General features: G+C 62.2%; 18 protein-coding genes and 2 pseudogenes. 15 read left to right on the top strand and 5 right to left on the bottom strand.

What is annotated here, in order from left to right:
* Positions 1–16 precede the first annotated feature (16 nt).
* Positions 17–1,108: an alpha-amylase family glycosyl hydrolase gene (locus G5575_RS10240; RefSeq protein ID WP_164534227.1), complete on the bottom strand. Its 1,092-nt coding sequence runs from the start codon at positions 1,106–1,108 to the stop codon at positions 17–19.
* A 166-nt stretch (positions 1,109–1,274) separates the two neighbouring features.
* Between G5575_RS10240 and G5575_RS10235 the strand changes: the two genes are divergently transcribed.
* The 10 genes and pseudogenes from G5575_RS10235 to G5575_RS10190 all read left to right on the top strand — a co-directional run bounded on the left by G5575_RS10235 (position 1,275) and on the right by G5575_RS10190 (position 11,540).
* Complete coding sequence (locus G5575_RS10235; protein ID WP_164534738.1) at positions 1,275–2,870, top strand: peptide chain release factor 3; 1,596 nt, start codon at positions 1,275–1,277, stop codon at positions 2,868–2,870.
* Positions 2,867–4,027, top strand: coding sequence for a class I SAM-dependent methyltransferase (locus tag G5575_RS10230; protein ID WP_164534226.1), 1,161 nt, complete (start codon positions 2,867–2,869; stop codon positions 4,025–4,027). Before G5575_RS10235 ends, G5575_RS10230 begins: the two co-directional genes overlap by 4 nt.
* A 22-nt stretch (positions 4,028–4,049) precedes the next feature.
* Entirely contained in the window at positions 4,050–4,370 is a 321-nt protein-coding gene (locus G5575_RS10225) for a 2Fe-2S iron-sulfur cluster-binding protein (protein WP_164534225.1), read from the top strand.
* A gap of 144 nt (positions 4,371–4,514) precedes the next feature.
* Positions 4,515–5,876 carry a siroheme synthase CysG gene (gene cysG / locus G5575_RS10220; RefSeq protein ID WP_164534224.1) on the top strand — a complete coding sequence of 454 codons (1,362 nt, stop codon included), beginning with the start codon at positions 4,515–4,517 and terminating at the stop codon, positions 5,874–5,876.
* The gene (locus tag G5575_RS10215; RefSeq protein ID WP_164534223.1) at positions 5,876–6,199 is read left to right on the top strand and encodes a DUF2849 domain-containing protein; all 324 of its coding nucleotides are present in this window, start codon (positions 5,876–5,878) and stop codon (positions 6,197–6,199) included. The genes cysG and G5575_RS10215 overlap by 1 nt, the downstream gene beginning before the upstream one ends.
* On the top strand, positions 6,186–7,844 hold the full coding sequence (locus tag G5575_RS10210; RefSeq protein ID WP_164534222.1) for a nitrite/sulfite reductase: 1,659 nt from the start codon (positions 6,186–6,188) through the stop codon (positions 7,842–7,844). The genes G5575_RS10215 and G5575_RS10210 overlap by 14 nt, the downstream gene beginning before the upstream one ends.
* On the top strand, positions 7,831–9,105 hold the full coding sequence (locus G5575_RS10205) for a phosphoadenylyl-sulfate reductase (RefSeq protein WP_164534221.1): 1,275 nt from the start codon (positions 7,831–7,833) through the stop codon (positions 9,103–9,105). The genes G5575_RS10210 and G5575_RS10205 overlap by 14 nt, the downstream gene beginning before the upstream one ends.
* Positions 9,106–9,174: 69 nt before the next feature.
* Positions 9,175–10,200: an NAD(P)/FAD-dependent oxidoreductase gene (locus tag G5575_RS10200; protein WP_164534220.1), complete on the top strand. Its 1,026-nt coding sequence runs from the start codon at positions 9,175–9,177 to the stop codon at positions 10,198–10,200.
* A 177-nt stretch (positions 10,201–10,377) separates the two neighbouring features.
* A pseudogene (locus G5575_RS10195) lies at positions 10,378–10,691 on the top strand (2Fe-2S iron-sulfur cluster-binding protein).
* A gap of 87 nt (positions 10,692–10,778) precedes the next feature.
* A complete protein-coding gene (locus tag G5575_RS10190) occupies positions 10,779–11,540 on the top strand; it encodes an EAL domain-containing protein (RefSeq protein ID WP_164534219.1) in 762 nt (253 codons plus the stop codon).
* On the opposite strand, the gene G5575_RS10185 is transcribed toward G5575_RS10190, so the two are convergent.
* From G5575_RS10185 to G5575_RS10170, 4 genes and pseudogenes are all read right to left on the bottom strand, one after another.
* Positions 11,541–12,548, bottom strand: a complete 1,008-nt coding sequence (locus G5575_RS10185) for a YcjF family protein (protein WP_164534218.1) — start codon at positions 12,546–12,548, stop codon at positions 11,541–11,543.
* Positions 12,545–13,990: a YcjX family GTP-binding protein gene (locus tag G5575_RS10180; protein ID WP_164534217.1), complete on the bottom strand. Its 1,446-nt coding sequence runs from the start codon at positions 13,988–13,990 to the stop codon at positions 12,545–12,547. The genes G5575_RS10185 and G5575_RS10180 overlap by 4 nt, the downstream gene beginning before the upstream one ends.
* A 257-nt stretch (positions 13,991–14,247) precedes the next feature.
* A pseudogene (locus tag G5575_RS10175) lies at positions 14,248–15,166 on the bottom strand (homoserine O-succinyltransferase).
* Between the two features lie 65 nt (positions 15,167–15,231).
* Positions 15,232–16,098, bottom strand: a complete 867-nt coding sequence (locus tag G5575_RS10170; RefSeq protein WP_164534216.1) for an ATPase — start codon at positions 16,096–16,098, stop codon at positions 15,232–15,234.
* Positions 16,099–16,322: 224 nt separating this feature from the next.
* Here G5575_RS10170 and G5575_RS10165 point away from each other — a divergent pair, with 224 nt between their 5' ends.
* From G5575_RS10165 to G5575_RS10145, 5 genes are all read left to right on the top strand, one after another.
* Positions 16,323–16,973, top strand: coding sequence for a flagellar hook-basal body complex protein (locus G5575_RS10165; RefSeq protein WP_164534215.1), 651 nt, complete (start codon positions 16,323–16,325; stop codon positions 16,971–16,973).
* Entirely contained in the window at positions 16,925–17,296 is a 372-nt protein-coding gene (locus G5575_RS10160; RefSeq protein ID WP_164534214.1) for a hypothetical protein, read from the top strand. The genes G5575_RS10165 and G5575_RS10160 overlap by 49 nt, the downstream gene beginning before the upstream one ends.
* A 62-nt stretch (positions 17,297–17,358) precedes the next feature.
* Complete coding sequence (locus G5575_RS10155) at positions 17,359–18,768, top strand: flagellar hook-basal body complex protein (protein ID WP_164534213.1); 1,410 nt, start codon at positions 17,359–17,361, stop codon at positions 18,766–18,768.
* A 60-nt stretch (positions 18,769–18,828) separates the two neighbouring features.
* Positions 18,829–20,661 (top strand): flagellar hook-associated protein FlgK, encoded by a 1,833-nt coding sequence (gene flgK / locus G5575_RS10150; RefSeq protein ID WP_164534212.1) that lies wholly within the window; start codon positions 18,829–18,831, stop codon positions 20,659–20,661.
* 14 nt (positions 20,662–20,675) lie between these two features.
* Positions 20,676–22,622 carry a hypothetical protein gene (locus G5575_RS10145; protein WP_164534211.1) on the top strand — a complete coding sequence of 649 codons (1,947 nt, stop codon included), beginning with the start codon at positions 20,676–20,678 and terminating at the stop codon, positions 22,620–22,622.
* Positions 22,623–22,646: the final 24 nt, after the last annotated feature.

Below are 22,646 nucleotides of genomic sequence, written 5' to 3'. Positions count from 1 at the left end.
TCGGCTTTTGGGTTGGTCAGAAGCTGCGCCACGGCATTAGCGAATTCGTAGCCAGTGGTGCCATCGACCTCCCAGTCGGCGCGCAGCGGTTCGTCGTCGGCCAGGATTTTTCGACGACCAGATAGATCGGGCGCGGGCATTTTTGGCGCAGCCGGAGCGCATAGCCCTTGGGATCGTAGAGGCCGTCAATGTGGTCGATACGCAGGCCGTCGACGAGGCCTTCCTCGACCAGCTGGAAGATCAGGCGATGGGCGTGATCGAATACGGCTTCATCTTCGATGCGGATAGCGCCAAGGTCCGAGACGATGAAGAAGCGGCGATAATTGATGTCGTCCGCCGCGACCGAATAGCGGGCGGCACGCCAGTTTTGGCGCTCGATCAGTTTGGCGAAGTCCTCGCGGCCCCCTGCGCTATTGGGGTGGGCAACGATTCTTTCGATTTCGGCTGCGTCGGCTTCTGCAAGCCTTGCCTTCAGGCCCTCGGCCTCTTGGCTGCCCATCATGCCGTCGATCGCGGTGGCAAGGGTTTGCAGCGTGGTCTCGCCGTGCTGCAGGATGTCGCCATAGCTGCGCGGATCGACGGGAAGCTTGTGGGTGTCCTCTGCCCATACGGCGAAGCTGCCCGATTGTTTGTCGAATTTGAGCGCCAAGCGTCCTGTCTCCAGTGCTTCGCCAAAGGCGCAGCCGAGGAAGGGAACGAGGACCTTGTTGTTGAGCGACGGTTCGGAGGGCGCCCAGTTGACGTCGAACCAGGTGGCATACTGGCTGTCACGGCCCCATTCGAGCAGATCGAGCCAGTAGGGATTGTCGGCTCCGCCGACGCCCATATGATTGGGCACGATATCGAGAATGATGCCGATGCCCTGCTGCTTAAGCTTTCCGGCCATGCGGCGGAAGTCTTCTATGCTGCCGAGCTCGGGATTGATGATCGTGTGATCGACGGTGTCGTAGCCATGGGTGCTGCCGGCGCGCGCCTTGAGTATCGGCGAAAGGTAGGCATGGCTGATGCCGAGTTTGCCCAGATATTCGGCGATCTGCTCCACATGAGCGAAGGTGAAATCCTTGTTGAGCTGGAGACGGTAGCTGGCGCGCGGCTGAGGCTTGGGCATTGGGCGTCCTGAGAGAGTTGGGCGCCTCGTTAATTCGACGCCGGTCGGTCGGTTCCCGAGGGGCTGGTTTGACCAGGCCTTGGCCAGAGCTTATAGAGCGCCCATATCAAACCGGTCCCGCGGCGCCCTTTGCGTCGGCACTGAGATTCTTGCAGTTTCCATGTCCATGATAAACGTTGCCGAGGCTGCGCCCCGGTCCACAGCCGAGCCGTTTCGTTTGCGTCGCACCTTTGCGATCATCTCGCACCCTGACGCCGGCAAGACGACGCTGACCGAGCGCTTGCTCGCCGCTGCTGGCGCCATCCAGCAGGCCGGCGCCGTGCGCGGCAAGGCAGGGCAGCGTTCGACCCGTTCGGACTGGATGGAAATGGAGCAGCAGCGCGGCATTTCCATCACCTCCTCGGTGATGACCTTCGACTATGACGGGCTGACGCTTAACCTCCTCGATACGCCGGGCCACTCGGACTTTTCCGAGGACACGTATCGCACGCTGACGGCGGTGGACGCAGCGATCATGGTGATCGACGCGGCCAAGGGCATTGAGTCGCAGACGCTGAAGCTCTTCGAGGTCTGCCGACTGCGCGACATTCCGATCATCACCTTCATCAACAAGGTTGACCGCGAAGGCCTAGCGCCGCTTGACCTGATCGATGAAATCCAGAGCAAGCTGGCGCTCGACCTGACGCCGGTGCTTTGGCCGATCGGGCAGGGCGTCGATTTCTCCGGCTATATTGACCTTATCGAGAAGCGCGTGGTGACGCCGCAGGGTAAGACGCTGGCCGAGTTCGAGGCGCTGGAAGACCTGCTCGATGTGTCCGAGCTTGCCGACAATCCCGTGTTCATGACGGCGCTCGAGACGCTCGAAATGGCGCAGGCCATGTTGCCGGAATTCGATCTCGAGACCTTTCACGAGGGGCATCTGAGCCCGGTCTTGTTCGGCTCGGCGCTTAAGGGCGTGTCGGTGGCCGAGCTCCTGCGCACGCTTGGCGACTGGGGTCCGGAGCCGCGGCCGCAGCCGGCGCTGCCCGCTCCGATCGCGCCGGAGGAGAAGAAGGTTACGGGCTTCGTTTTCAAGGTGCAGGCGAATATGGACGCCAATCACCGTGACCGCATCGCCTTCGTGCGGCTGTGCTCGGGTAAGTTCGAGCGCGGCATGCGGCTCAAGAACGTGCGCTCGGGCAAGGACATGGCGGTCTCGAATCCGATGTTCTTTTTCGGCAACAATCGCGAGTTGGCCGAGGAAGCTGTGGCTGGTGATATTGTCGGCATTCCCAATCACGGCACGCTGTCGGTGGGGGACACGCTGACCGAAGGCGCCAATATCAATGTGACGGGCATCCCGAACTTTGCGCCGGAAATCATCCGCCGCGTACGGCTGACGGACCACATGAAGACCAAGCAGATGAGCAAGGCGCTGTCCGATCTCGCCGAAGAGGGCGTGACGCAGGTGTTTCGCCGCATGGTCGGCGCAGACTGGATCGTTGGGGTCGTCGGTCAACTGCAGCTCGAGGTTCTGGCGTCGCGCGTTGCCAAGGAATATGGCGTGCCTATCACCTTCGAGACGCTGGGCTATGAAGTGGCGCGCTGGGTCGAGAGCGACGATCCGGAGGAACTGAAGCGCTTCATCGCGGCGCAGAAGGTCAACATGGCCGAAGACCGGACGGAGGCTCCGGTGTTTCTGGCGCAGAATGCGTGGTGGGCAGACCGGGCGAAGCAGGATTGGCCCAAGATCCGGTTCCTGACGACCAAGGAACGGCATTGAGCGCGTCTCATCGCATCGGCGAGTTCGTGGAGGCGGTTTGCGCGGCATTTGCCGACGGGTCGCTGATAAAGCTCAAGCTTGGCGGCTATCATGGTGGGGAAGCCGATCTTAAATCGGTGGAAGCGCGTAAGGTGTCGATCAAGGCCGGCGAGCGCTTAAGCTTTGTGTTTCGCTACAAAACGCGGGACATCACCAAGAACCTGACGATCGACGAAGCGGCATCTCTTCTTTCCTCGGGTCTCGCTGATGCCTGGCGCAGTGCTCGGCTCGAAACGACGGCTTTTGACCTGCAGTTCGAGCGGCAGGGTGACAAGCTGCGGATCAAGCGCATCGAAGTTGAGGGCCGCCAAGCTGTCGAAGCCACGCATGACCGTGCCAAGAACCGGGCGCTGACCGATACGGCAAAGCCGTGGCTGCATGCTCTGGGCATCACCGGCAAGGACGGGAAGGTCCGCAGCGATGCGCAGGATAAGTTTCGACAGATCAACAAGATGGTCGAAATCTTTGCGTCTCTGATTCAGGCGATCAAGGCGGAAAAGCCGCGCGTGCTCGATATGGGCGCGGGCAAAGGGTATCTCGATTTCGCGCTGGCGGAACATCTCGGCGGCAAGGTCGAGCTTGTAGGCGTCGAGCTGCGGCGGGCTCTGGTTGAGGACGGGAACCGGCTGGCGTCGCAAAGCGGCTTTGGCGATCTTCGTTTCGTCCCCGGTTCGATCCTCGACTATGATGCCAGTGGTGCGGACGCAGTTATTGCGCTCCATGCCTGCGACACGGCAACCGACGACGCGATCTTCCAAGGTATCAAGGCCGGGGCGGAGCTGATTGCGGTCGCCCCCTGCTGCCACAAGCAGATCCGGCGGCAGATCGAGGCGGGCAAGCCGGCGGACGAACTCGACTTCCTGCTACGGCATGGGACTTTTCTGGAAAAGCAGGCGGAGATGGTGACCGATGGGCTGCGGGCGCTGCTGCTGGAAGCCAGTGGCTATCGCACCAAGGTCTTTGAGTTCGTGTCCGACGCACATACGCCAAAGAACAATCTGATCGTGGCGCAAAAGGGTGGGGCCGGGTCGCGGCAGGCGGCGCTCGACAAGATTGCCGCGGTGAAGACACTTTTCGGCATCGATAAGCATTATCTCGAAGGCCTGCTCGGCCTCTGACCATCAACCTTTAGGCTCCTTCATGACCAAGATCACCTTCATCACGGCCAGCGACGAACGCATCGAAACCGTTGCGGAGAACGGCTCGACGGTGATGGAAACCGCGATCATGAATGCGGTGCCGGGCATTATCGCCGAATGCGGTGGCGCCTGCACCTGCGCGACGTGCCACGTCTATATTGAGCCCGAGTGGCGCGAGGTGGTGGGAGGGCCGTCGAACATGGAGGAGGACATGCTCGATTTTGCCTTCGACGTCGAGGATTCGAGCCGTTTGTCGTGCCAGATCAAGGTGCGGGATGCGCTGGATGGGCTTGTGGTGCGGGTGCCGAAGCGCCAGGGCTAGCGCCGCTGTTGCGCGGGATATGACTTGGACGGAATTTTTTGCCGACGCGCCGCGGCAGGGGGAATATAGACGCTATTAGGGCGCAAGGCATTGTTGCCACAGGCGGATTTGCGTAGGTTCCCCCATCTCTGACCGTAGGACACCATGAGACTTCTCAACACCTTTCCGTTGAGCTTCAAAGTCAAGGGCAAGCGTATCATCATCGTCGGCGGCGACGATGAGGCCCTGAACAAGGTCCGGTTGGTTGCTAAGACTACTGCTCAGATAGAGATTTATTCACAGCACATCGAGGCCGACTTCTCGGGGGTCCAGGCTATCGTCCATGAACGAAGTCTGAACGCATCGGACGTAGTGGGGGCTGCGCTCGTCTTCGTTGCCGAGGAAAGTGCCAGTGGCGAGCTGGCCAAGAGCGAAGCGCGACGGTTGGGCATTCCGCTCAACGTCGTCGACGTTCCGGCCGAGTGCGATTTTTATACGCCGTCGATCGTCGATCGTGCGCCGCTGACCGTCGCGATTTCGACAGAAGGCGATGCCCCGGTGCTGGCGCGGCTGGTGCGGGCGCAGATCGAGGCGCTGCTTGCTCCAGGGCTGGGCAAAATCGCAGGTCTTGCCGGTGGGTTACGCCACAAGGTTGAGAGCCTGATTCACGATGGTGCGGCGCGGCGGCGCTTTTATGAGGATCTGGTCGGCCGGCCCCATGTCGATGCCGAAGCGCTCCTGATGCAGCATGTCGAACATGGCGCGGGGCAGGGCGTGGTTTGGCTGATCGGCGCCGGACCGGGTGCTGAGGATCTGCTGACGCTGCGCGCGCAGCGCTTGCTGCAGCAGGCCGATGTGATCGTTCATGACCAGCTCGTGCCGTCTGCCGTGGTGCAGATGGGGCGGCGCGATGCCGAGCAGATTTGCGTCGGGAAAGCGCGGGGGCATCATTCGTTTTCGCAGGCGCAGATCAATACGCTGATCGTTAGGCTCGCGGGCGAGGGCAAACGCGTGGCGCGGCTCAAGTCGGGCGATCCGATGGTGTTCGGGAGGGCTGGCGAAGAGATCGAAGCTTTGCGCAAAGCCGGGCTGCAGTATGAGATCGTGCCGGGCGTCAGCGCGGCGCTGGCGGCTGCGGCCGATACGGCAACGCCGGTGACGCTGCGGGCGGTGTCGAGCGGCTTCGTGATGGCGACGGCGCATGGCGCTGACGACAGCGATATCGTCCATTGGGCCGCCTTGGCGCAGTCAGGCCTGACGCTGGCGCTTTACATGGGCAAGGCCATTGCTGCCGAAGTTGCCGGACGCCTCGTCGAGCATGGTGCGCCGGCCGACCTGCCGATCGGCATCGTGGTCAATGCCGGGCGCATGAACAGCACGAGCTATGCCGGAACGCTGGGCGGGCTCGCTTCCGGTGCGGTCGATTTCGTCGATGGTCCCGCCGTCATTCTGGTTGGCCGGGCGGTCGCTCATGGCGACTGGGCCAATGCTGCGGCGGTGGCCGCCGAAAATTTTAGGGTCGCTTAATGGAAATTCTTACCGGCAACGAGCTGATCTCGGGCGCCACGGTTTACCTCGACGGCAGCAACAATTGGGTCGAGGACCTTCAGGCTGCGCGCCTGTTTGCCAAGGAAGAGACGGTGGAGCGCGATGCCGCGCTGGCCGCCACCAAGGCGACGGGGCGGGTTATCAGCCTCGAAATCGAAGAAGTTGAACAGGCCGGCGGCACGATCGTGCCCAAGCGCCTGCGCGAACGCATCAGGGCGGCGGGCCCCACCGCTCCCCTTACTCTCAATGGGCAGGCGTACGACCGCCAGCATCTGGAAGACGACGGGCATGTATCGATATGACGAGTTTGACGCGGCCTTTGTCATGGGCCGCACTGCGCAGTTTGCCGACCAGGTCAAACGACGCATTTCAGGCGAACTGAGCGAAGACCAGTTCCGGCCACTGCGGCTGATGAATGGGCTTTATCTGCAGTTGCACGCCTATATGCTGCGCATTGCCGTGCCCTATGGCACGCTGTCGAGCAAGCAGATGCGAAAGCTTGCTCATATCGCGCGGACCTATGACCGCGGCTATGGCCACTTCACGACGCGGCAGAACATTCAGTTTAACTGGCCCAAGCTCAAGGACATTCCGGTCATTCTTGAAGAGCTGGCGAGCGTCGAGATGCACGCGATCCAGACGTCGGGCAACTGCATCCGTAACGTGACGACCGACCAGTTTGCCGGTGCGGCCGCAGACGAGATCATCGATCCGCGCCCGGTGGCCGAAATTATCCGGCAGTGGTCGAGCCTTCATCCTGAATTTTCCTACCTGCCGCGCAAATTCAAGATTGCGATTACCGGCTCGCCGAACGATCGCGCGGCTATCCGCTTCCACGATATCGGCCTGCAGGCCGCAGTGAACGCGTCGGGCGAAACCGGCTGGGAGGTTTGGGTCGGTGGTGGGCTAGGCCGCACGCCGATGATCGCCAAGCTGATCAACAGCTTCGTGCCGCATGAACACCTGTTGGCTTATCTTGAAAGCATCATGCGGGTTTACAACCGCTATGGCCGTCGGGACAACAAGTACAAGGCGCGCATCAAGATCCTGGTTCATGAGGAAGGGCTGGAGTCGATCAAGGGGCAGGTGGAAGCCGAGTTCGCCGAAGTGCGCGGCGGCGTGCTGACGTTGCCACAGGAAGAGCTCGACCGGATCACCGCCTATTTCGCGCCGCCCGATTTCGCCGATCGATCGGACGACAAGATCGATGTGGCCTACGAGTCGATCATCGATCCGGCGTTTGGCCGCTGGCTCGACAACAACCTGCATCCGCATCGCGTGTCCGGTTACTCATCGGTTACGGTTTCGCTGAAGCCGGTTGGCGGCGCGCCGGGCGATGCGACCGATGTGCAGATGGATGTCGTGGCGGACTTGGCCGAGCAGTTCTCATACGATGAGTTGCGCGTGACGCATGAGCAGAACCTGGTCTTGCCGCATGTGGCGGTCAGGGACCTGCGCGCCGTCTACGACGTGCTGGTGGCCAACGGGCTGGCCGAGGGCAACAACAACCTCATCACCGACATGATTTGCTGCCCGGGGCTCGACTTCTGCGCTTTGGCGAATGCCCGCTCGATCCCGATCGCGCAGGAGATTTCGCACAAGTTTGCTTCACCTGAGCGGCAAAAGCAGATCGGCGATCTCAAGATCAAGATTTCCGGCTGCATCAATGCCTGTGGGCACCACCATGTGGGCCATATCGGTATCTTGGGTGTCGAGAAGAAGGGCGGCGAGCTCTACCAGATTACGCTGGGTGGCGACGCCACCGAGCATGCCTCGGTGGGCAAGATCATCGGGCCGGGCTTCGAGGCGGACCAGGTGCCGGGCGCGATCGAGAAACTCGTCGATTTCTATATCGCGCAGCGGCAGGGCGAGGGGGAGACATTCCTCGAGGCTTATCGCCGTTTGGGCGAAGCTCCGTTCAAGGAGGCCCTCTATGGGACTGCCTAAACTCGCACCAGCTCAGGCGGCGCATGACAAGCTCAAGGCACTGGGGATCCTGGCGCTCAATGGCATGTTCGATGAAATGGATGCCGTTGGCGTGCTGCGCTATGCTGTGAGCGATGTGCTGCCAGGGGATCTGGCGATCGTCTCGTCCTTTGGCGCCGACTCGGCGGTGTTGCTCCATATGGTGGCGCAGGTCGATCCGTCGATGCCGGTCTACTTCCTCGAAACGGGCAAGCATTTCCGCGAGACGCTGGACTATGTCGAAACGCTGAAGCGCCAGTTCGGGCTGATCAACGTCCATGCCATTCATCCGAACCCCAATGACGTGGCGCGCTTCGACCCCAATGGCGATCTTTGGGAAACCGATCCGGACTCCTGCTGCCATATCCGCAAGACCGAGCCGCTGGAGCCGGTGACCGAGCAATATGGTGGCTGGGTGACGGGGCGCAAGCGCTACCAGACGGTGGAACGTGGCGTGCTGCCGCATTTCGAGCTGACGAGCGACGATCGCATAAAGGTCAATCCGCTAGCCTATTTTTCCGACGCCGACGTCATCGAATACCGCCAGAAGCATAACTTGCCCGAGCATCCGCTCTATGCCAAAGGCTACAAGTCCATTGGCTGCGCGCCCTGCACCTCGATCGTTGCCGAGGGCGAAGATCCGCGCGCCGGACGGTGGCGCGGTCTTAACAAGAAAGAGTGCGGCATCCATTACGATTTCAGTGGAGCGATCGCCAACCCGATGACTGCCGCCAACCGCCACACGCTCTGGAAAGATGGCGCCTTCATCGCCGACCCGTTCCGTGACTGGGAAGAGGGCACCAACCCGTCCGAAGCGCGCTATGTGCATGTGCCGCTGCCGGTGTTTTTGGCCAATCGCGCCGAGTTCCTGGCGAACCCGCACCCGCTTGGCCTGCTGGTGTCACCCGGAGAGAAGATCGAGGATGCGGAAGCCAACCTTTCGCGCTTCGCATCGATCGCCATCCGCTTCCCGGCTTTCTCGGACGGGCGCGGATATTCGACGGCGCGGCTTTTGGCCGAGCGCTACAAGTTCGCCGGCGAGGTCAGGGCTGTGGGCGATGTACTGCAGGATCAGATTCCGCTGATGCGCCGTTGCGGCTTCAACGCTTTGGTGGTGGTTCATGAGCCGACCCGGCAGGCGCTGATCGAAAACCGCTTGCCGGAAGTGGCCGTGTTCTACCAGCCGGTCGGCGTTACCGAAATCCCGCTGGGCACGCGCCCCTTTCTTCGCCGCGTCTCCTGATATAATCGGATCGCACTAGTCATATTTCGCCGCAGGGCACCGGTCCTGCGGTCAACGGATTGAGATTGAATGAGCACTGAGATCACCACCGACGTCGTCGTCATCGGCGCGGGCCCCTGCGGTCTGTTCGCGGCTTTCGAACTCGGCCTGCTCGATATCAAATGCCACTTCATCGATATTCTCGACCGCGCGGGCGGGCAGTGTGCCGAGCTTTACCCGGAAAAGCCGATCTATGACATCCCGGGGTTCCCCGTGGTGACCGGCCAGCAGCTGACCGATAACCTCATGGCGCAGATCGCGCCGTTTTCGCCCGAATTTCACTTCTCGCGCATGGTCAATTCGCTGGAAAAGCTCGAAGACGGCACGTTCAAGCTGCAGACCGATGCGGACGAGACCTTCTACACCAAGGTCGTTGTAATCGCGGCTGGCGGCGGCTCGTTCCAGCCCAAGCGTCCGCCGGTGCCGGAGATCGAGCAGTTCGAGAACAAGTCGGTGTTTTATGCCGTCCGCAAGATGGACGACTTCAAGGACCAGGACGTGGTGATCGTCGGGGGTGGCGACTCGGCGCTGGACTGGACGTTGAACCTCGAGCCGATCGTGCGGACGCTGACGCTGGTGCATCGCCGCGACGCGTTCAAGGCGGCGCCGGCTTCGGTCAACAAGATGAAGGAACTGGTGGCGGACGGGAAGGTCAACTTCCAGCTCGGCCAGGTGGCCAAGCTCGATGGCGAGAACGGCCAGATCAACCACGTTCATCTCACCACCGATGCGGGCGATCTGTCCATCCCGGCGACGCGACTTTTGCCGTTCTTTGGGCTCACCATGAAGCTCGGTCCGGTGGCTGACTGGGGGTTGGAGCTGAACGACAACACGATCGTCGTCGATACGGAAAAGTTCGAGACCTCGGTGCCCGGCATCTTTGCCATCGGCGACATCAACTATTATCCGGGCAAGCTCAAGCTGATCCTCTCCGGCTTCCATGAAGCCGCGCTGATGGCGCAGGCGGCGAAGGCCATCATTTCGCCGGGTGAGCGGGTGGTGTTCCAGTATACCACGAGCTCGACCAAGCTGCAGAAGAAGCTCGGGGTCGCTTGAGGGCTTACCACACACTCGATTGTCACCCCGGCGAAGGCCGGGGCCCATCTTGAGATCTCAGGATGGAGCCCCGCCTTCGCGGGGATGACAGCCGGTGGTATTGGGAGCGATGTGCCTTGCAGTCACATGGCAACAACGCTATCCCCATCGCGCTGTTGAGGAGCGCCTTATGATGAGATCAATGTCACGGACCAGGCTGGCGAAAAGCATGAGCTCGAGGGGCTCGAGGGCTGGCGCGTGATGGAGGTCATTCGCGACTGGGGCTCAACATCAAGGCCGAGTGCGGCGGGGCGCTGAGCTGCGCGACGTGCCATGTCTATGTCGATGGCGACTGGCTCGACGCGGTGGGCGCACCGAGCGACGAGGAAGAAGACATGCTCGACAGCGTCGGGGACGTCAAATCCAACTCGCGGCTGTCGTGCCAGATCTTGTGCTCTGACGCCCTGGACGGGCTGGCGCTCACGCTGGCGCCGAGTGCTGCCAAGGACTGATGTGATCGCGATCTTAGCTGCGTATTAAAACCTATGGACGCAGAATGGGGACATTTCGCTTTTTCCCATACTAACATAGGTTAAGTCATGGCGTCCGTCTCCTGCCAGGCCTGCAAAGACGGGCAAGAATTTCCCGTCGCCTTCACCATGGCGTTCCAGCCGATTGTCGACGTCGTCGCCCACGAGATCTGGGGCTACGAGGCGCTGGTACGCGGCACCGAGGGGCAGGGGGCCTATTCGATCCTCTCCGAAGTGACCGAAGCCAACCGCTACGTGTTCGACCAGGCCTGCCGGGTCAAGGCGATCGAGCTGGCGGGGACCAAGCTGCCGGCGTCGTCCATGGCTCGGCTGTCGATCAACTTCATGCCCAATGCCGTTTACGAGCCGCGTGCCTGTATCCGCGCGACGCTGGCTGCTGCCGCCAAGACGCAGTTCAACCCGCGGCGGTTGATGTTCGAGTTCACCGAGAACGAGCGCATGAGCGATGCCGATCATGTGGCCAATATCGTTGCCGAATATAAGCGCATGGGCTTCATGACTGCACTGGACGATTTCGGCGCCGGCTATGCGGGGCTCGGGCTGCTGGCAAAATTCCAGCCCAACCTCATCAAGATCGACATGGAATTGCTGCGCGGCATCGATAGCTCGGCGGCACGGCAGGCGATCATCGCGGGCATCGTCGGCATCGCGCAGCAGCTCGATATCGTGGTGCTGGCCGAGGGTGTCGAGACCGAGGCCGAGATGATGACGCTCAAGGCTGCGGGGATTGCGCTGTTCCAGGGCTATTATTTTGCCAAGCCGCAGCTCGAGAGCTTTGTCGGCATGGAGCAGATGCGCCTTGCGGCCTAGCTATTTGGCGGCGTCCTGCGTGACCTTGACCAGTTCGGGGATGAAATCCCGGACTGTGGGTTGCGGCATTGTGTCGAAGGGCAGGGGGCGGACGACGCGCATAGCGGCGATGCCGACGCGGACGGTCATGAGGCCGTTGACGACGCCTTCGCCGAGGCGGGCGGAGAGTTTGGCGGCAAGGCCCTGGCCGACCAGTTGCTCGACGATGCCATCGGTGAGGACGAGGCCGCCGGTTACGGCCAGATGCGCAAGCACGGAGCCGGCGAGGCGCCAGAAGCCGAAGAAGCCGGGGCGAGCGCCATAAAGCGCAGCGATGGCGCCGGCGAGGCGGACGCTTTCGTAGATGACGAAGGCGACGTCGATCAGCGCGCGCGGCGAGACGGCGGTGACGAGGGCAACGCGACGGGCAGAGGCGGCGGTCAAGGCTTTGGCGCAGGCGTCGAGGGGCGCCATCAGGGTGCGCTCGGCGAGAGTGATGACTTCAGTGCCGTCGAAGAGGTTGGGCAGGTGACCTGTCAACGTTTCGCGGGCGCGAGCGAGATCGGCGCGACCGGCATAGATGGTGGTGAGCTGATCGGTGACGGTGCCTGCACGCTTGCGGTCATTGTCGATGCTAGCGCGGGCGGCTTCCTCCTTGAGGCTGTCGAGGACACGGAGGCGGCGCAGCGCGAAGATTTCGCGAGCGACGAGGGCAATGACGGCCAGGACGAATAGGCCGAGGACGGCGAGCCCGAGGATGCCCAAGTACTCGTTGGTGGCGAAGAGATCGCGGATGAGGCGATCGGCTGCGAGACCGAGAGCGGCGGAGACCAAGATGCCGCCAGTGGTCCACAGGAGCTTGCCAAAGCCGCCCATGCGGCGGGGCGGGGGCGCGACGAGGTCAGGTTCCGCTTCCGGTTCAAAGACGGTTTCGACGATCTCGGCGCGGTCGGGCGTGAAGGCGCGCGGGGCGCGCGTTGCTTCAGCGGGCTCGGAGACGGTGCCGGTAGGGCGGGCGATCGGCTTCATGCCATCCAGTCTCCGATGAGGTAATCGAGCGCTCGGTCAAGCCGGATATGCGGCAGGACGATATCGCCGGTCGCGATGCGCTCGAGCCGCTGTGGCGGTGCGAAGCGGAGGAAGTTGAGCGCTACGGGGGTGCCGTCTTCGAAAACTGAATCCGGGCGTTCCGGCAAGTCACCGGGAAACAATGCGATTTCGGTTTTACCATCGTAGGTCTGGCCTTCCAGCGTCTCGCCTGCGAGTGGCGTGCCGATCAGGGTGGGCAGGGTTTGCCCGCCCTCGCGGATCGTGCCTTCGCTGGTGGCACGAATGCCGGAGATCGCCATGGATTCAGCTTCCGCACCGGCGAAGCGGGCGCGCTTGCTGGCGCTGGCGACGAGGCGATTGAGAATGGCCTCCAGCCGGTCGTGACTGGTGTGATGCACGTGATCGGCCTTGGTCGCGGCAAAGAGGATGCGGTCGATACGACGGGAGAAGGGGCGGAGCAGGGGATTGGCTTCGCCCTGGCGGAAGCAGGCAAGCACCGAGGTCAGCGCCGTCTCGAGGTCGGCAACGGCGGCTGGGCCGGTGTTAAGCGCACGCAGCGTATCGACCAGCACCACCTGCCGGTCGAGGCGGGCAAAATGGTCGCGGAAGAAGGGGCGCACGACGCGGTCCTTATAGGCCTCGAAGCGGTTTTCGAGCATGGCATAAAGGCTGCCATGGCGTGCGGCGGCAAGCGGAAGCGGGGCGAAGGTCAACGCCGGGGAGCCTTCGAGATCGCCGGGCAGAAGAAAGCGGCCGGGCGGTAGCGTGGAGAGCGCGCCGTGTTCGCGGCTGCGGCGAAGATAGGTGGTGAATGCCAGGGCCAGCCGCTCGGCATCAGGATCGGTGGCGGGCTTGGTGGCGTCGGTCTTTTCCAGCTCGCGCAGGAAGTCTTCAGCTTCGGCAGCGTGGCCGGGCTGGCCAGCGCGATCCAGCGCCTCGGCGCTCCATTCGGCAAAGGAAAGGCCAAGCAGGGGCAGGTCGAGCAGCCATTCGCCGGGATAGTCGACAATGTCGAGGTTGAGCGTTGCCGGTCCGCGCATGCCGGACCACCACTTGGCGGACTGGAAGCGAAGCACGATCCGCAACTGCGAAATGCGGCGGGTGCCTTCGGGCCAGGTGGGTGGGTTGGCGGTGAGCGAGGCCAAGTGCTGCTCATACGCGAAGCGCGGGATGGTAGCGTCGGGATATTCGGCGAGCCGGGCCCCGATGAAGCGGCCTTCGGCGAGCGGCGCGAAACCGGGCAAGCGGCCTTGAGTAAGCAGGTTATGGACCAGGGCGGTGATGAAGATGGTCTTGCCGGCGCGGCTGAGGCCAGTGACGCCCAGACGCAGGGTAGGGGTCAGGAGGCCGGTGGCGCTGTCAGCGAGGTTGGCGAGGGCAATGCCGAATTCGTCGGCGATGGTCGTCGGCGGGTTGGGCACGTGGTGTCCTCTGTTACCCCTTCAACGTAGGGACTAGGTCAGGCTTTGCAAAGGGTCAGCACCCAGCATCCGTCTATCTCTGCACGTCACCCTCGGGCTTGACCCGAGGGCGTTGCACTGACTCAAGGCAGCAGGTGTAGTGCCCTCGGGTCAAGCCGGAGGGTGACGATCAAGGGTGGGATGATCAAATGTGCCACGCCCTCGTCCTTCGAGGCTTCGCTGCGCTTCGCACCTCAGGATGAGGGCTACTGAAGCTGCTAACCTGAGGAGCGCCCGATCTCTTCCAAGCGATAGGGCGTGGTTTGGTAGATCTCGTTGATCCAGTTCTGGAACAACAAGTGGGCGTGACTGCGCCAGCGGTTTTCGGGGTCCGCGCTGGTGTCGCCATTGGGGAAGAGGTTGACGGGGGAGGCGTGTCGAGGCCTGCGGCCCGGTCGCGCTCGTATTCGTCGGCAAGCGAGCGGTTGTCGTATTCGAGATGGTTGAGAAAATAGACGGCGCGGTCGTCCTTCTCGCCCAGCATGCAGACGCCAACGTCAGGATTGTCGATCATGACTTCGAGATTGTCGCCCAGGGTGGTGCGATCGATGTCGTTGTAGCGCGAGACGGGGACCATGGGGCTATCGGAGAGGCCGCGCAGATAGGGCGAGCGCGGGGCAGTGATCCGGTGCCGGAAGACGCCGAAGGCCTTTTTGTCCATGCGGTAGCGTTTAGCGCCGTGGAAATGGTGCAGCGCCGCCTGGGCCCCCAGCAGATGAACATGGTGTGGTGCACATTGGTGCGCGTCCACTCCATGATTTCCAGCATTTCCGGCCAATAGCGAACGTCCTCGAATGGAATGTTGGCAATCGGCGCACCGGTGACGATGAAGCCGTCGAACTTGCGCTCCTTCACCTCGGCCCAGGTCTGGTAGAAGGTCTTGAGGTAATCCTCGGAGGTGTTCTTGGACTGATGGTCCGAGACGCGCACCAGGGTCAGGTTGATCTGGAGCGGCGTGGCGCCGATCAACCGGGAGAACTGGGTTTCGGTGCGCTCCTTGTTGGGCATCAGGTTAAGAAGGCCGAACTCGAGCGGGCGGATGTCCTGACGCGATGCGCGAGAGGAATCCATGACATAGACGCCCTCTTGTTCGAGCGTCTTACGGGCGGGCAGATTGTCGGGAATTCTGATAGGCATGATGGAGCCTTAGCTGGGGAAAGCGAGAAAGCGATTCAAGCAGGCGCGAACCTCGAAAGGCCGCGCTAGCGCATTCGCTTCTCGATCGACGCCGCCATCAGGTCGACGAACTCATCCCCATCGCGGACAGTGGCGAGGTCGGAGGCTTCGACCACATAGCCGAACTTATCGGCCAATGCCTGGTAGCGTGGCAGGCGATCATGCAGCAGGGCTTCAAAACCCCAGGCGCCGAAGCCAGCCGGGTCGACATCGCAATCGTCGATGATGCCGTTGATCAGTTTGTACTCGGCCCATTTCTCGACCAGAAAGGGCGGGCGGTAATACATGGGCTTGGGCGCCTGCTTGAAGCGCTTCACCAGTTCGCTCGCGTCCTTTTCGGTGCCGCGAATGTAGAGCAGGGCGGTGTGGGCCGTCAGCGTCGAAACCACTGGGTCGTCCGGATCGGCGTGATCGATGACTTCGATCAGCGACCCGCCGGTATCGGCGATGAAATCGTCGTAGCCGTAGAGTGTCTTGGCGCGCTCGATGAAATAGGGGACGTCGCGCAGGGCGGCGATCTCCGCGACGCGATGCTGCTCCTGCCGGCGCTGATATTCGGCAAGCGGCAGGCCGCCGCGATTGGTGTCGCCGGGCGTGCCGAGATAGGTCGAGAGCGGGTCGAGATTGTCGAAGGTGATGTTGGACGAGATATAGATCGAGTCGGTGCGCAGAAGCTGGGCCAGGAACGGCACCTTCATCGCTTCGCGCTTAAAATTGTCGACGATGAACTCGCCCATGTAGCGCGTGCCGATGCGGTAATCGGCGGAGTAGTGGAACCAGCTATTGGCGCGCAGCATGTTGGAGAGCCGCGTCTTGCCAACGCCGGCCATGCCGAACACGGTCACCGCGCGGCGCTTGGCTTTGACGAACTCATCGACGCTGGAAAACAGCATTAGTCTGCCCCTGTGGTGGCCGTCGATTTACTGCATGCGCCAGCGCTTCACAAGCGAGCGGCAGAAACTGCCGGGTGGGTGGAGTGTTTTGCCGCTGACTACCGAGACATCTTGCCGCTATTGCTAAAAACGCAATGATATCAATGCGCTGAAATCTGGCACTCCATTTGCATCGTTGCTCCCGAACACGCCTCAGGGGCGAATTGGGTTTTCGGGAGTTTGAGATGGGTATCTATGGGGCTCTTTCCAGCGCGGTGACCGGCCTAAGGGCGCAGTCCCATGCCTTGGAAAACATTTCGGGCAATATCGCGAACTCGCAGACCACCGGCTACAAGCGGATGGAAACGAGCTTCGTCGACCTGATCCCCGATGCTCCGCTCAAGGCGCAGGTGCCGGGCGCGGTGCTGGCGCAGTCGCGCGGCACCAACAATATCCAGGGCGATATCCAGACCTCGTCCAACGAGACCTTTATCGCGCTCAACACCAACGGCTTCTTCGTGGTTGAGCCCAAGGTCGGCCAGTCGGACGGCAACTCGGTGTTTGCCGGCTCCAACTACTTCACCCGCCGCGGCGATTTCGAAATCGACAAGGATGGTCTGCTGGTCAACGGCGCGGGCTATTACCTCAAGGGTCTGCCGATCGATCCGGCCACCGGCAATATTTCCGGCTCGGTGCCGAGCGTCATCAAGCTGTCCAACGCCTTCCTGCCGGCCAACGTCACCAAGACGATCAACTACCAGGCCAACCTGCCGCAGCTGCCCAAGACGGCCAACTACAGGCGACTGTTCCGAACAGCGAAATGCTGCAGCCGTGGACGTTCTCGAACGTGTCGGGCACGCCGCAGGTGCCCAACCGCACCGGCACCAACGTCATAACGTCGCTGTCCCCGCAGCCGCCGCGGGCGAGCGGCGATACGTTTGTCGGTACGGCGGATGCGCGCACCGTCATCAACGATGGCGACGTGCTGGCTTTCGGCATCGGCGGGCAAACCTATAATTTGCGGTTCGACACGGATGCAAGCCCGTCGCAGGTGGTTTCGCTCTATGATGCGACCCCTGGCGATGCGACGACTGCCGCGACGACGACCATCTCCATTGCCGAAGGCGACCTGGCAGCCTGCGGCGCAGCGGGTCCTTGGTCATCGGCACCACGACCGTGCCTTTTGCCGCTCCCACGCCGGCAACATCGGCCGGGTTGAAGAGTGCAATCGAGGCTGCCATTCCCGGTTCGACAGCGACCTACGACTCGGCGACCGGCCGGATGTCCGTGGCTTACCCCGTCGGCGTGCGTACCGCGGACGCGGCCGCCAGCGGCACGGGCACGACGGTCAATGCCAATGGCGACGTCAACACGGCGCTGGCGTCGATGCAGACCGAGTTGCGGGCGCTCACCGGCAACAATGACCTGACGGTCAAGCTGCGCAACGGCAAGATGGAAGTCTTCACCGGCGCCGCAAGCAGCGCAACCTTCTCGCTGGCCAGCACGCGAGCGGCAGGCACGGCGGCAGGCCAGATCTTCGGGCTTCCGAACGGCTCTTATTCCACTGCCGCGATCAACAGCGCCAATGTGGCCGACACGCCGGCCGATCTTCTGGTGCAGAACGGGCAGACCATGACGGTCACCGTCGGCGGCACCACGCGCAACTATCGCTTTGATACCGATGGCAGCGTGACGCCGGGTACCAACGAAGTCGAGATCAATGCCGGCGGCACGGTCGCGCAGATGCTCGCCGCCATCGAGGCCGATCTCCAGGCCAATGGCGGCGTGGGTGCCTCTGGCGCCCGGGTGCGTCTCGAGGGTGGTTCGATCAAGATCGACTTCGGCGACAACCATTATTATCCCGCAACCATCAGCGGCACCGCTGCGTCGGCCATGGGCATCAACGGCACGTTCGGCGCTGCTACCGGCAAGGTTGGCAACATCACCGCTGCCGATGCCGACAAGTTCGTGGCCCAGTCCATCTCGGGCGGCGCCATCACCGTCTATGCCTCCAATGGCGCGCCGGTGAACGTGCAGATGCGCTGGGCCAAGGTCGACAGTGCGGCGACTGGCGGCGCTGATACCTGGAACCTGTTCTACCTCTCCGACAGCACGGCCACGGGTGCAGCGACCGCCTGGACCAATACGGGGATGAACTACCAGTTCGACTCGAACGGATCGATGGTGGGCACCGGGACGGGCAGCAATGTCATCAACAATCTCACCGTCAACGGCGTTCATATCGGGGAGGTCGAGCTCAAGCACGACACCAATGGCGTGTCTCAGTTCGCCGACGTCAACGGCACGGTGACGGTCTCGACGCTCAACCAGAACGGCTATGGCGCCGGCGAATTCCTGTCGGTGGCGATCACCGATAGCGGGCGCGTGGTGGCGACCTATTCGAATGGCGAGCGCATCGAAATGGCGCAGGTGACGACGGCGCAGTTCAACGGCGTCAATTCGCTGAAGCGCCTCGATGGCGGCGTCTACCAGACGACTTCGGAGTCGGGTGAGCCGATCTTCGATCTTTCCGGATCGGGCATTATCGGTGGCGCGCTCGAAGCTTCCAACACCGACATTTCGGACGAGTTCACCAAGCTCATCATCACCCAGCAGGCCTATTCGGCCGGCACCCGCATCGTCTCGACCGCCGACGAGATGCTGCAGGAAGCACTGAACATGGTTCGCTAAGCGCATCAGGTCAGCGGCCCGGGAGACTTCCGGGCCGTCCAAGGCGAAGAGGGCCGCTGAATGGGTCTGGTTACATCATTATCCAACGCTGTATCGGGATTGCGGGTCAACCAGGACTCGATCTCGATCCTGTCGCGCAACGTCGCCAATTCGGGCACACCGGGCTATCACCGGCAGTCGCTCAATGTCATCGACTACAACTCGACCAACAGCACCTATGCGCGCTCGGCCGGCGTCGATCGCGCGTTCAGTCAGAGCCTTCAGACTTATTACAACCGGCAGGTGTCGGACACGGCATCGGCGAGCGTCAGCGCGACCTATCTCAACAAGCTGCAGGGTGTTTTGGGAAAGCCGGGATCGGCCGGTTCGCTGGACAGCATGTTCGGCAGCTTCAAGAATTCGCTGCAGGCGCTGGCCACCAGCCCGGACGATTATTCGGCTCGCGCCACCGTGGTCGCCTCGGCGCAATCGATGGCGCAGCGGCTCAACGAACTTTCCGGCGTGATCCAAGGGCTGCGGCAGGAAACCGAAACCCGCATCGCCAACAACGTCACCGATGCCAATGCCATGCTGGTGTCGCTCGACGAGGTGAACAAGCGCATGCTCGATCTGGGCATGACGGACACGGCGCGCGCCAGCCTCCTCGACCAGCGCGACCGGCTTGTGGCTTCGGTCGCCGAAGTGATCGACGTCCAGGCCAATTACCGGGCTGATGGCACCGTTGCCTTGCTGACGCGATCGGGGGTGGGACTGCTCGATAGCGGCGTGTCGACGTTCAAGTTCACCACCGCCGGTTCGCTTTCGGCGACATCGCAGGCCAGCCTGTCGACGGGCGAGAGCAAGGTCGGGACGCTGACGTTGACGACGCCTTCCGGGCTTTCCATCGATCTCGTGCAGCAGGGCGTGTTGCAGGGCGGCGAGCTTGCCGGGCTGGTGACCTTGCGCGACAAGACACTGGTCGAGGCGCAGAACCAGCTCGACGAGATTGCCGCCGGCATGGCGACCGCTTTTTCCACCATCACGACGCCGGGCAGTGCCGTGACGAACGGCGCCGGCGCCAAGGGCCTTGTTGCCGATGTCAGCAGCCTGCAGCCCGGCAACGACATGCTGCTGAATTATTCCGTTAACGGCGTCGAGCAGCGCGTGCGGGTCGTCAACAGCACCAATGGCCAGGATTATGTCGACGCCAGCGGCCAGCGCGTGATCTCGGTCGATCTCAGCGACGCATCGGCGGCAGCGGCGGTGTTGCAGAGCAAGCTGCCGAACCTTGCGGTGAGCAGCCCATCGGCCGGCAAGATCGCGGTGCTCGCCGGTGGCGGCGGCACGATCGAGGTGACCAAGCTCACGACCCGCAGCACGGCGACGGCTACTCAGGCCGGCGCCTTGGCACTGCCGATGTTTTTGGATGGTGGTTCGGCCTTTACCAACAATCTCGATGGCACGCCGCCACAAAAGCTCGGCTTTGCTGCCCGGATCGCCATCAATCCGGCCATTCTCAGTGACAACCGCGCTTTGGTGCAAACCGATATCGGCCAAACGCTGGGGGATGCCAAGCGGCCCGAATATATCCTCGACCAGCTCAAATCGATGAACTTCGTGTCTGGCGCGGCACCGGCCAGCAATGGCAGCCGCTATCAGCTCAATGGCACGGTCGAACAGATGATCGACCAGGTGCTGAATTACCAGGGCACGACGATCGGCAGCGCCATTACTCAGCAGCAGAACCGGCAGCTGACGCTCGACACCATCTCCACGCAGATGGAGAGCGAATATGGCGTCAATGTCGACGATGAAATGGCGCGGCTGACCGAGCTGCAGAGCGCCTATGCCGCCAATGCGCGCGTCATCTCGGTGGTCAAGGAACTGCTCGACGCCCTCTTCGCTTCGACCTGACGGGAACGCTTCTCATGATCGTCAATAAGTCCATGTTCCCGCTGCAGACCGGGTTTTCGGTCATCTCCAAGATGCAGAACCAGTTCGCCACGCTGCAGATGCAGCTTGGGACCGGGCAGAAAGCGCAAACGCTGGCCGATATGGGTCGCGACCTGCCAGTGTCGCTATCGGTGCGTTCGCGCCTGTCGACAATTGAGGGGTACACGGCCAATATCGAGCAGGTGAACTTGCGGCTGTCGTTTCTCGACAATGCGCTGAGCCGTTTCGACAAGATCGAGGGCGAGGCGCGCAATTCGTCTGTGCCCGGCCAATACGGCACCAACAACATCAACATGGCTACGGCGCCGGAGCTTTCAAAATCGCGGCTCGACGAAGTCGTCACCATGCTCAATGGCGATATTGCCGGCCGCTATATCTTTGGCGGCAAGGTGACCGACAAAGCGCCGTTGCCGACCACGGCGGAGCTTCTTGACGGGGCCGGGGGTAGGGCGGGCTTCAAGACCGTGGTCAATGAGCGCAAGGCGGCGGATGCCGGCTCTGACGAATTTGGACGGCTCGATACGGCGATCGACACGACAGACCCACTGAGCGTCGTCGTCAACCTGGCCGAAGACGGCAATCACCCGTTCGGCTTCAAGCTTTCGACCATTTCGACGGTTGGCACGGGCATCGGCAATAGCGCCGACTTCAACAGCTCGCCGGCCAAGATCGACTTTACTTTCACCACTCCTCCGGCCGCAGGTGACAGCGTCACGCTCGGGTTCACCCTGCCGGATGGCACGGAAACGCAGATTACACTGCGGGCTGTGACGACCGCGAAATCGCCTCCTGCTACAGATGAATTCGTGATCGGCGCCGATGCCACTGCAACGGCAGGCGCGTTCAAGGCGGCGCTTGAGGGAAGCCTGCAGAAGTCGACGGCCAGCGAAATGGCGGCGGCTTCCACCTTTGCCGCTTCCGAGAACTTCTTCAATGCCGCGGGCGAGCCAGTGTTGCGCGTGGCGGGCAATGACCCGTTCAACGCCACCTCCCTGCGGGTGGCTAGCAAGACCGACACGGTGATGTGGTATAGCGGCGAAAGCCCAGCCATCTCAGCAACGGGCATGGGCCGGCTGACGTCGGAACGCAATGGCGCCGTGGTGACGCTGACGGAAAATGTGCCCGTGTCGCAGCAGCATGGCTTTCAGATCACCAATGCCACGACCGCTTCGGCCAATGTGGGCGGTGTTTCGCGGGCGTTGACCAGCGGCGATCCGGCAAATGTTGCCGTTACCTTCGGCGCCACTGCCGCTGCTGGCGACAAAGTCACGCTCACCCTGAGCGAACCCGGCGGCAAGCAGCGAGAGATTACGCTGACGGCGGTCGCCGGTACGGCCGGGCCGGGTCAGTTTTCCCTCGGTGTCACACCGGAAGCGACGGCCGAAAACTTCAACAAAGCCATGCAGCGTTCGATTACCGAGGCCGCGACCGACGCGCAGGGCAATCCGCGCCAGTCGGTCAGTTCGGCGATCGAAGATGCCGGTCGCGTCAACTATGGCATGCAGGCCAATGAAGCCGGATATTTGCGGATGGTGCGCTCGCTAGCGTCCATGAGTGTCGAGACCTATCCCGAACTCACCGGCACCAGCGACCCTAACTCTGCCGACCTCTATCCCGCCAAGGCACGCTTCGACGCCATGGCGGCCCGGCAGCAGTCGCAACTGTCCGAGGGGCGCAACAATGAAAAGGGATCTATCGAACTGGTGACGATGGAACTCGGGATCGCGCGCGCCTCGCTCGAGTCTGCCGGCAAGCGCCACGAGAACTACAAGAGCCAGCTAGACAACCTGCTCAGCGACGTCGAAACGGTGAGCAAGGAAGACGTCGCCATGGAAATCCTGGCTTTGCAGACAAGGCTGACGGCGAGCTACCAGGTGACCTCGATGGTGAGCCAGCTGAGCCTCGTCAACTTCCTCCGCTAAGAGGATAGAAAGGTCCCAAGAAAA

Origin of the sequence: Devosia aurantiaca (assembly GCF_011058215.1) — a bacterium.
Lineage (GTDB): Bacteria > Pseudomonadota > Alphaproteobacteria > Rhizobiales > Devosiaceae > Devosia > Devosia aurantiaca.
This window is presented reverse-complemented; position numbering and strand designations above follow the sequence as displayed.

Excerpts from the sequence above, each read along its gene's own strand:
- G5575_RS10145 (WP_164534211.1), top strand. The coding sequence starts at position 20,676 with ATGATCGTCAATAAGTCCATGTTCCCGCTGCAGACCGGGTTTTCGGTC.
- G5575_RS10215 (WP_164534223.1), top strand. The coding sequence starts at position 5,876 with ATGGAAATTCTTACCGGCAACGAGCTGATCTCGGGCGCCACGGTTTAC.
- G5575_RS10235 (WP_164534738.1), top strand. The coding sequence starts at position 1,275 with ATGATAAACGTTGCCGAGGCTGCGCCCCGGTCCACAGCCGAGCCGTTT.
- G5575_RS10155 (WP_164534213.1), top strand. The coding sequence starts at position 17,359 with ATGTCCGTGGCTTACCCCGTCGGCGTGCGTACCGCGGACGCGGCCGCC.
- flgK (WP_164534212.1), top strand. The coding sequence starts at position 18,829 with ATGGGTCTGGTTACATCATTATCCAACGCTGTATCGGGATTGCGGGTC.
- G5575_RS10210 (WP_164534222.1), top strand. The coding sequence starts at position 6,186 with ATGTATCGATATGACGAGTTTGACGCGGCCTTTGTCATGGGCCGCACT.
- G5575_RS10200 (WP_164534220.1), top strand. The coding sequence starts at position 9,175 with ATGAGCACTGAGATCACCACCGACGTCGTCGTCATCGGCGCGGGCCCC.
- G5575_RS10190 (WP_164534219.1), top strand. The coding sequence starts at position 10,779 with ATGGCGTCCGTCTCCTGCCAGGCCTGCAAAGACGGGCAAGAATTTCCC.
- G5575_RS10185 (WP_164534218.1), bottom strand. The coding sequence starts at position 12,548 with ATGAAGCCGATCGCCCGCCCTACCGGCACCGTCTCCGAGCCCGCTGAA.
- G5575_RS10165 (WP_164534215.1), top strand. The coding sequence starts at position 16,323 with ATGGGTATCTATGGGGCTCTTTCCAGCGCGGTGACCGGCCTAAGGGCG.
- G5575_RS10225 (WP_164534225.1), top strand. The coding sequence starts at position 4,050 with ATGACCAAGATCACCTTCATCACGGCCAGCGACGAACGCATCGAAACC.
- cysG (WP_164534224.1), top strand. The coding sequence starts at position 4,515 with ATGAGACTTCTCAACACCTTTCCGTTGAGCTTCAAAGTCAAGGGCAAG.
- G5575_RS10170 (WP_164534216.1), bottom strand. The coding sequence starts at position 16,098 with ATGCTGTTTTCCAGCGTCGATGAGTTCGTCAAAGCCAAGCGCCGCGCG.
- G5575_RS10205 (WP_164534221.1), top strand. The coding sequence starts at position 7,831 with ATGGGACTGCCTAAACTCGCACCAGCTCAGGCGGCGCATGACAAGCTC.
- G5575_RS10240 (WP_164534227.1), bottom strand. The coding sequence starts at position 1,108 with ATGCCCAAGCCTCAGCCGCGCGCCAGCTACCGTCTCCAGCTCAACAAG.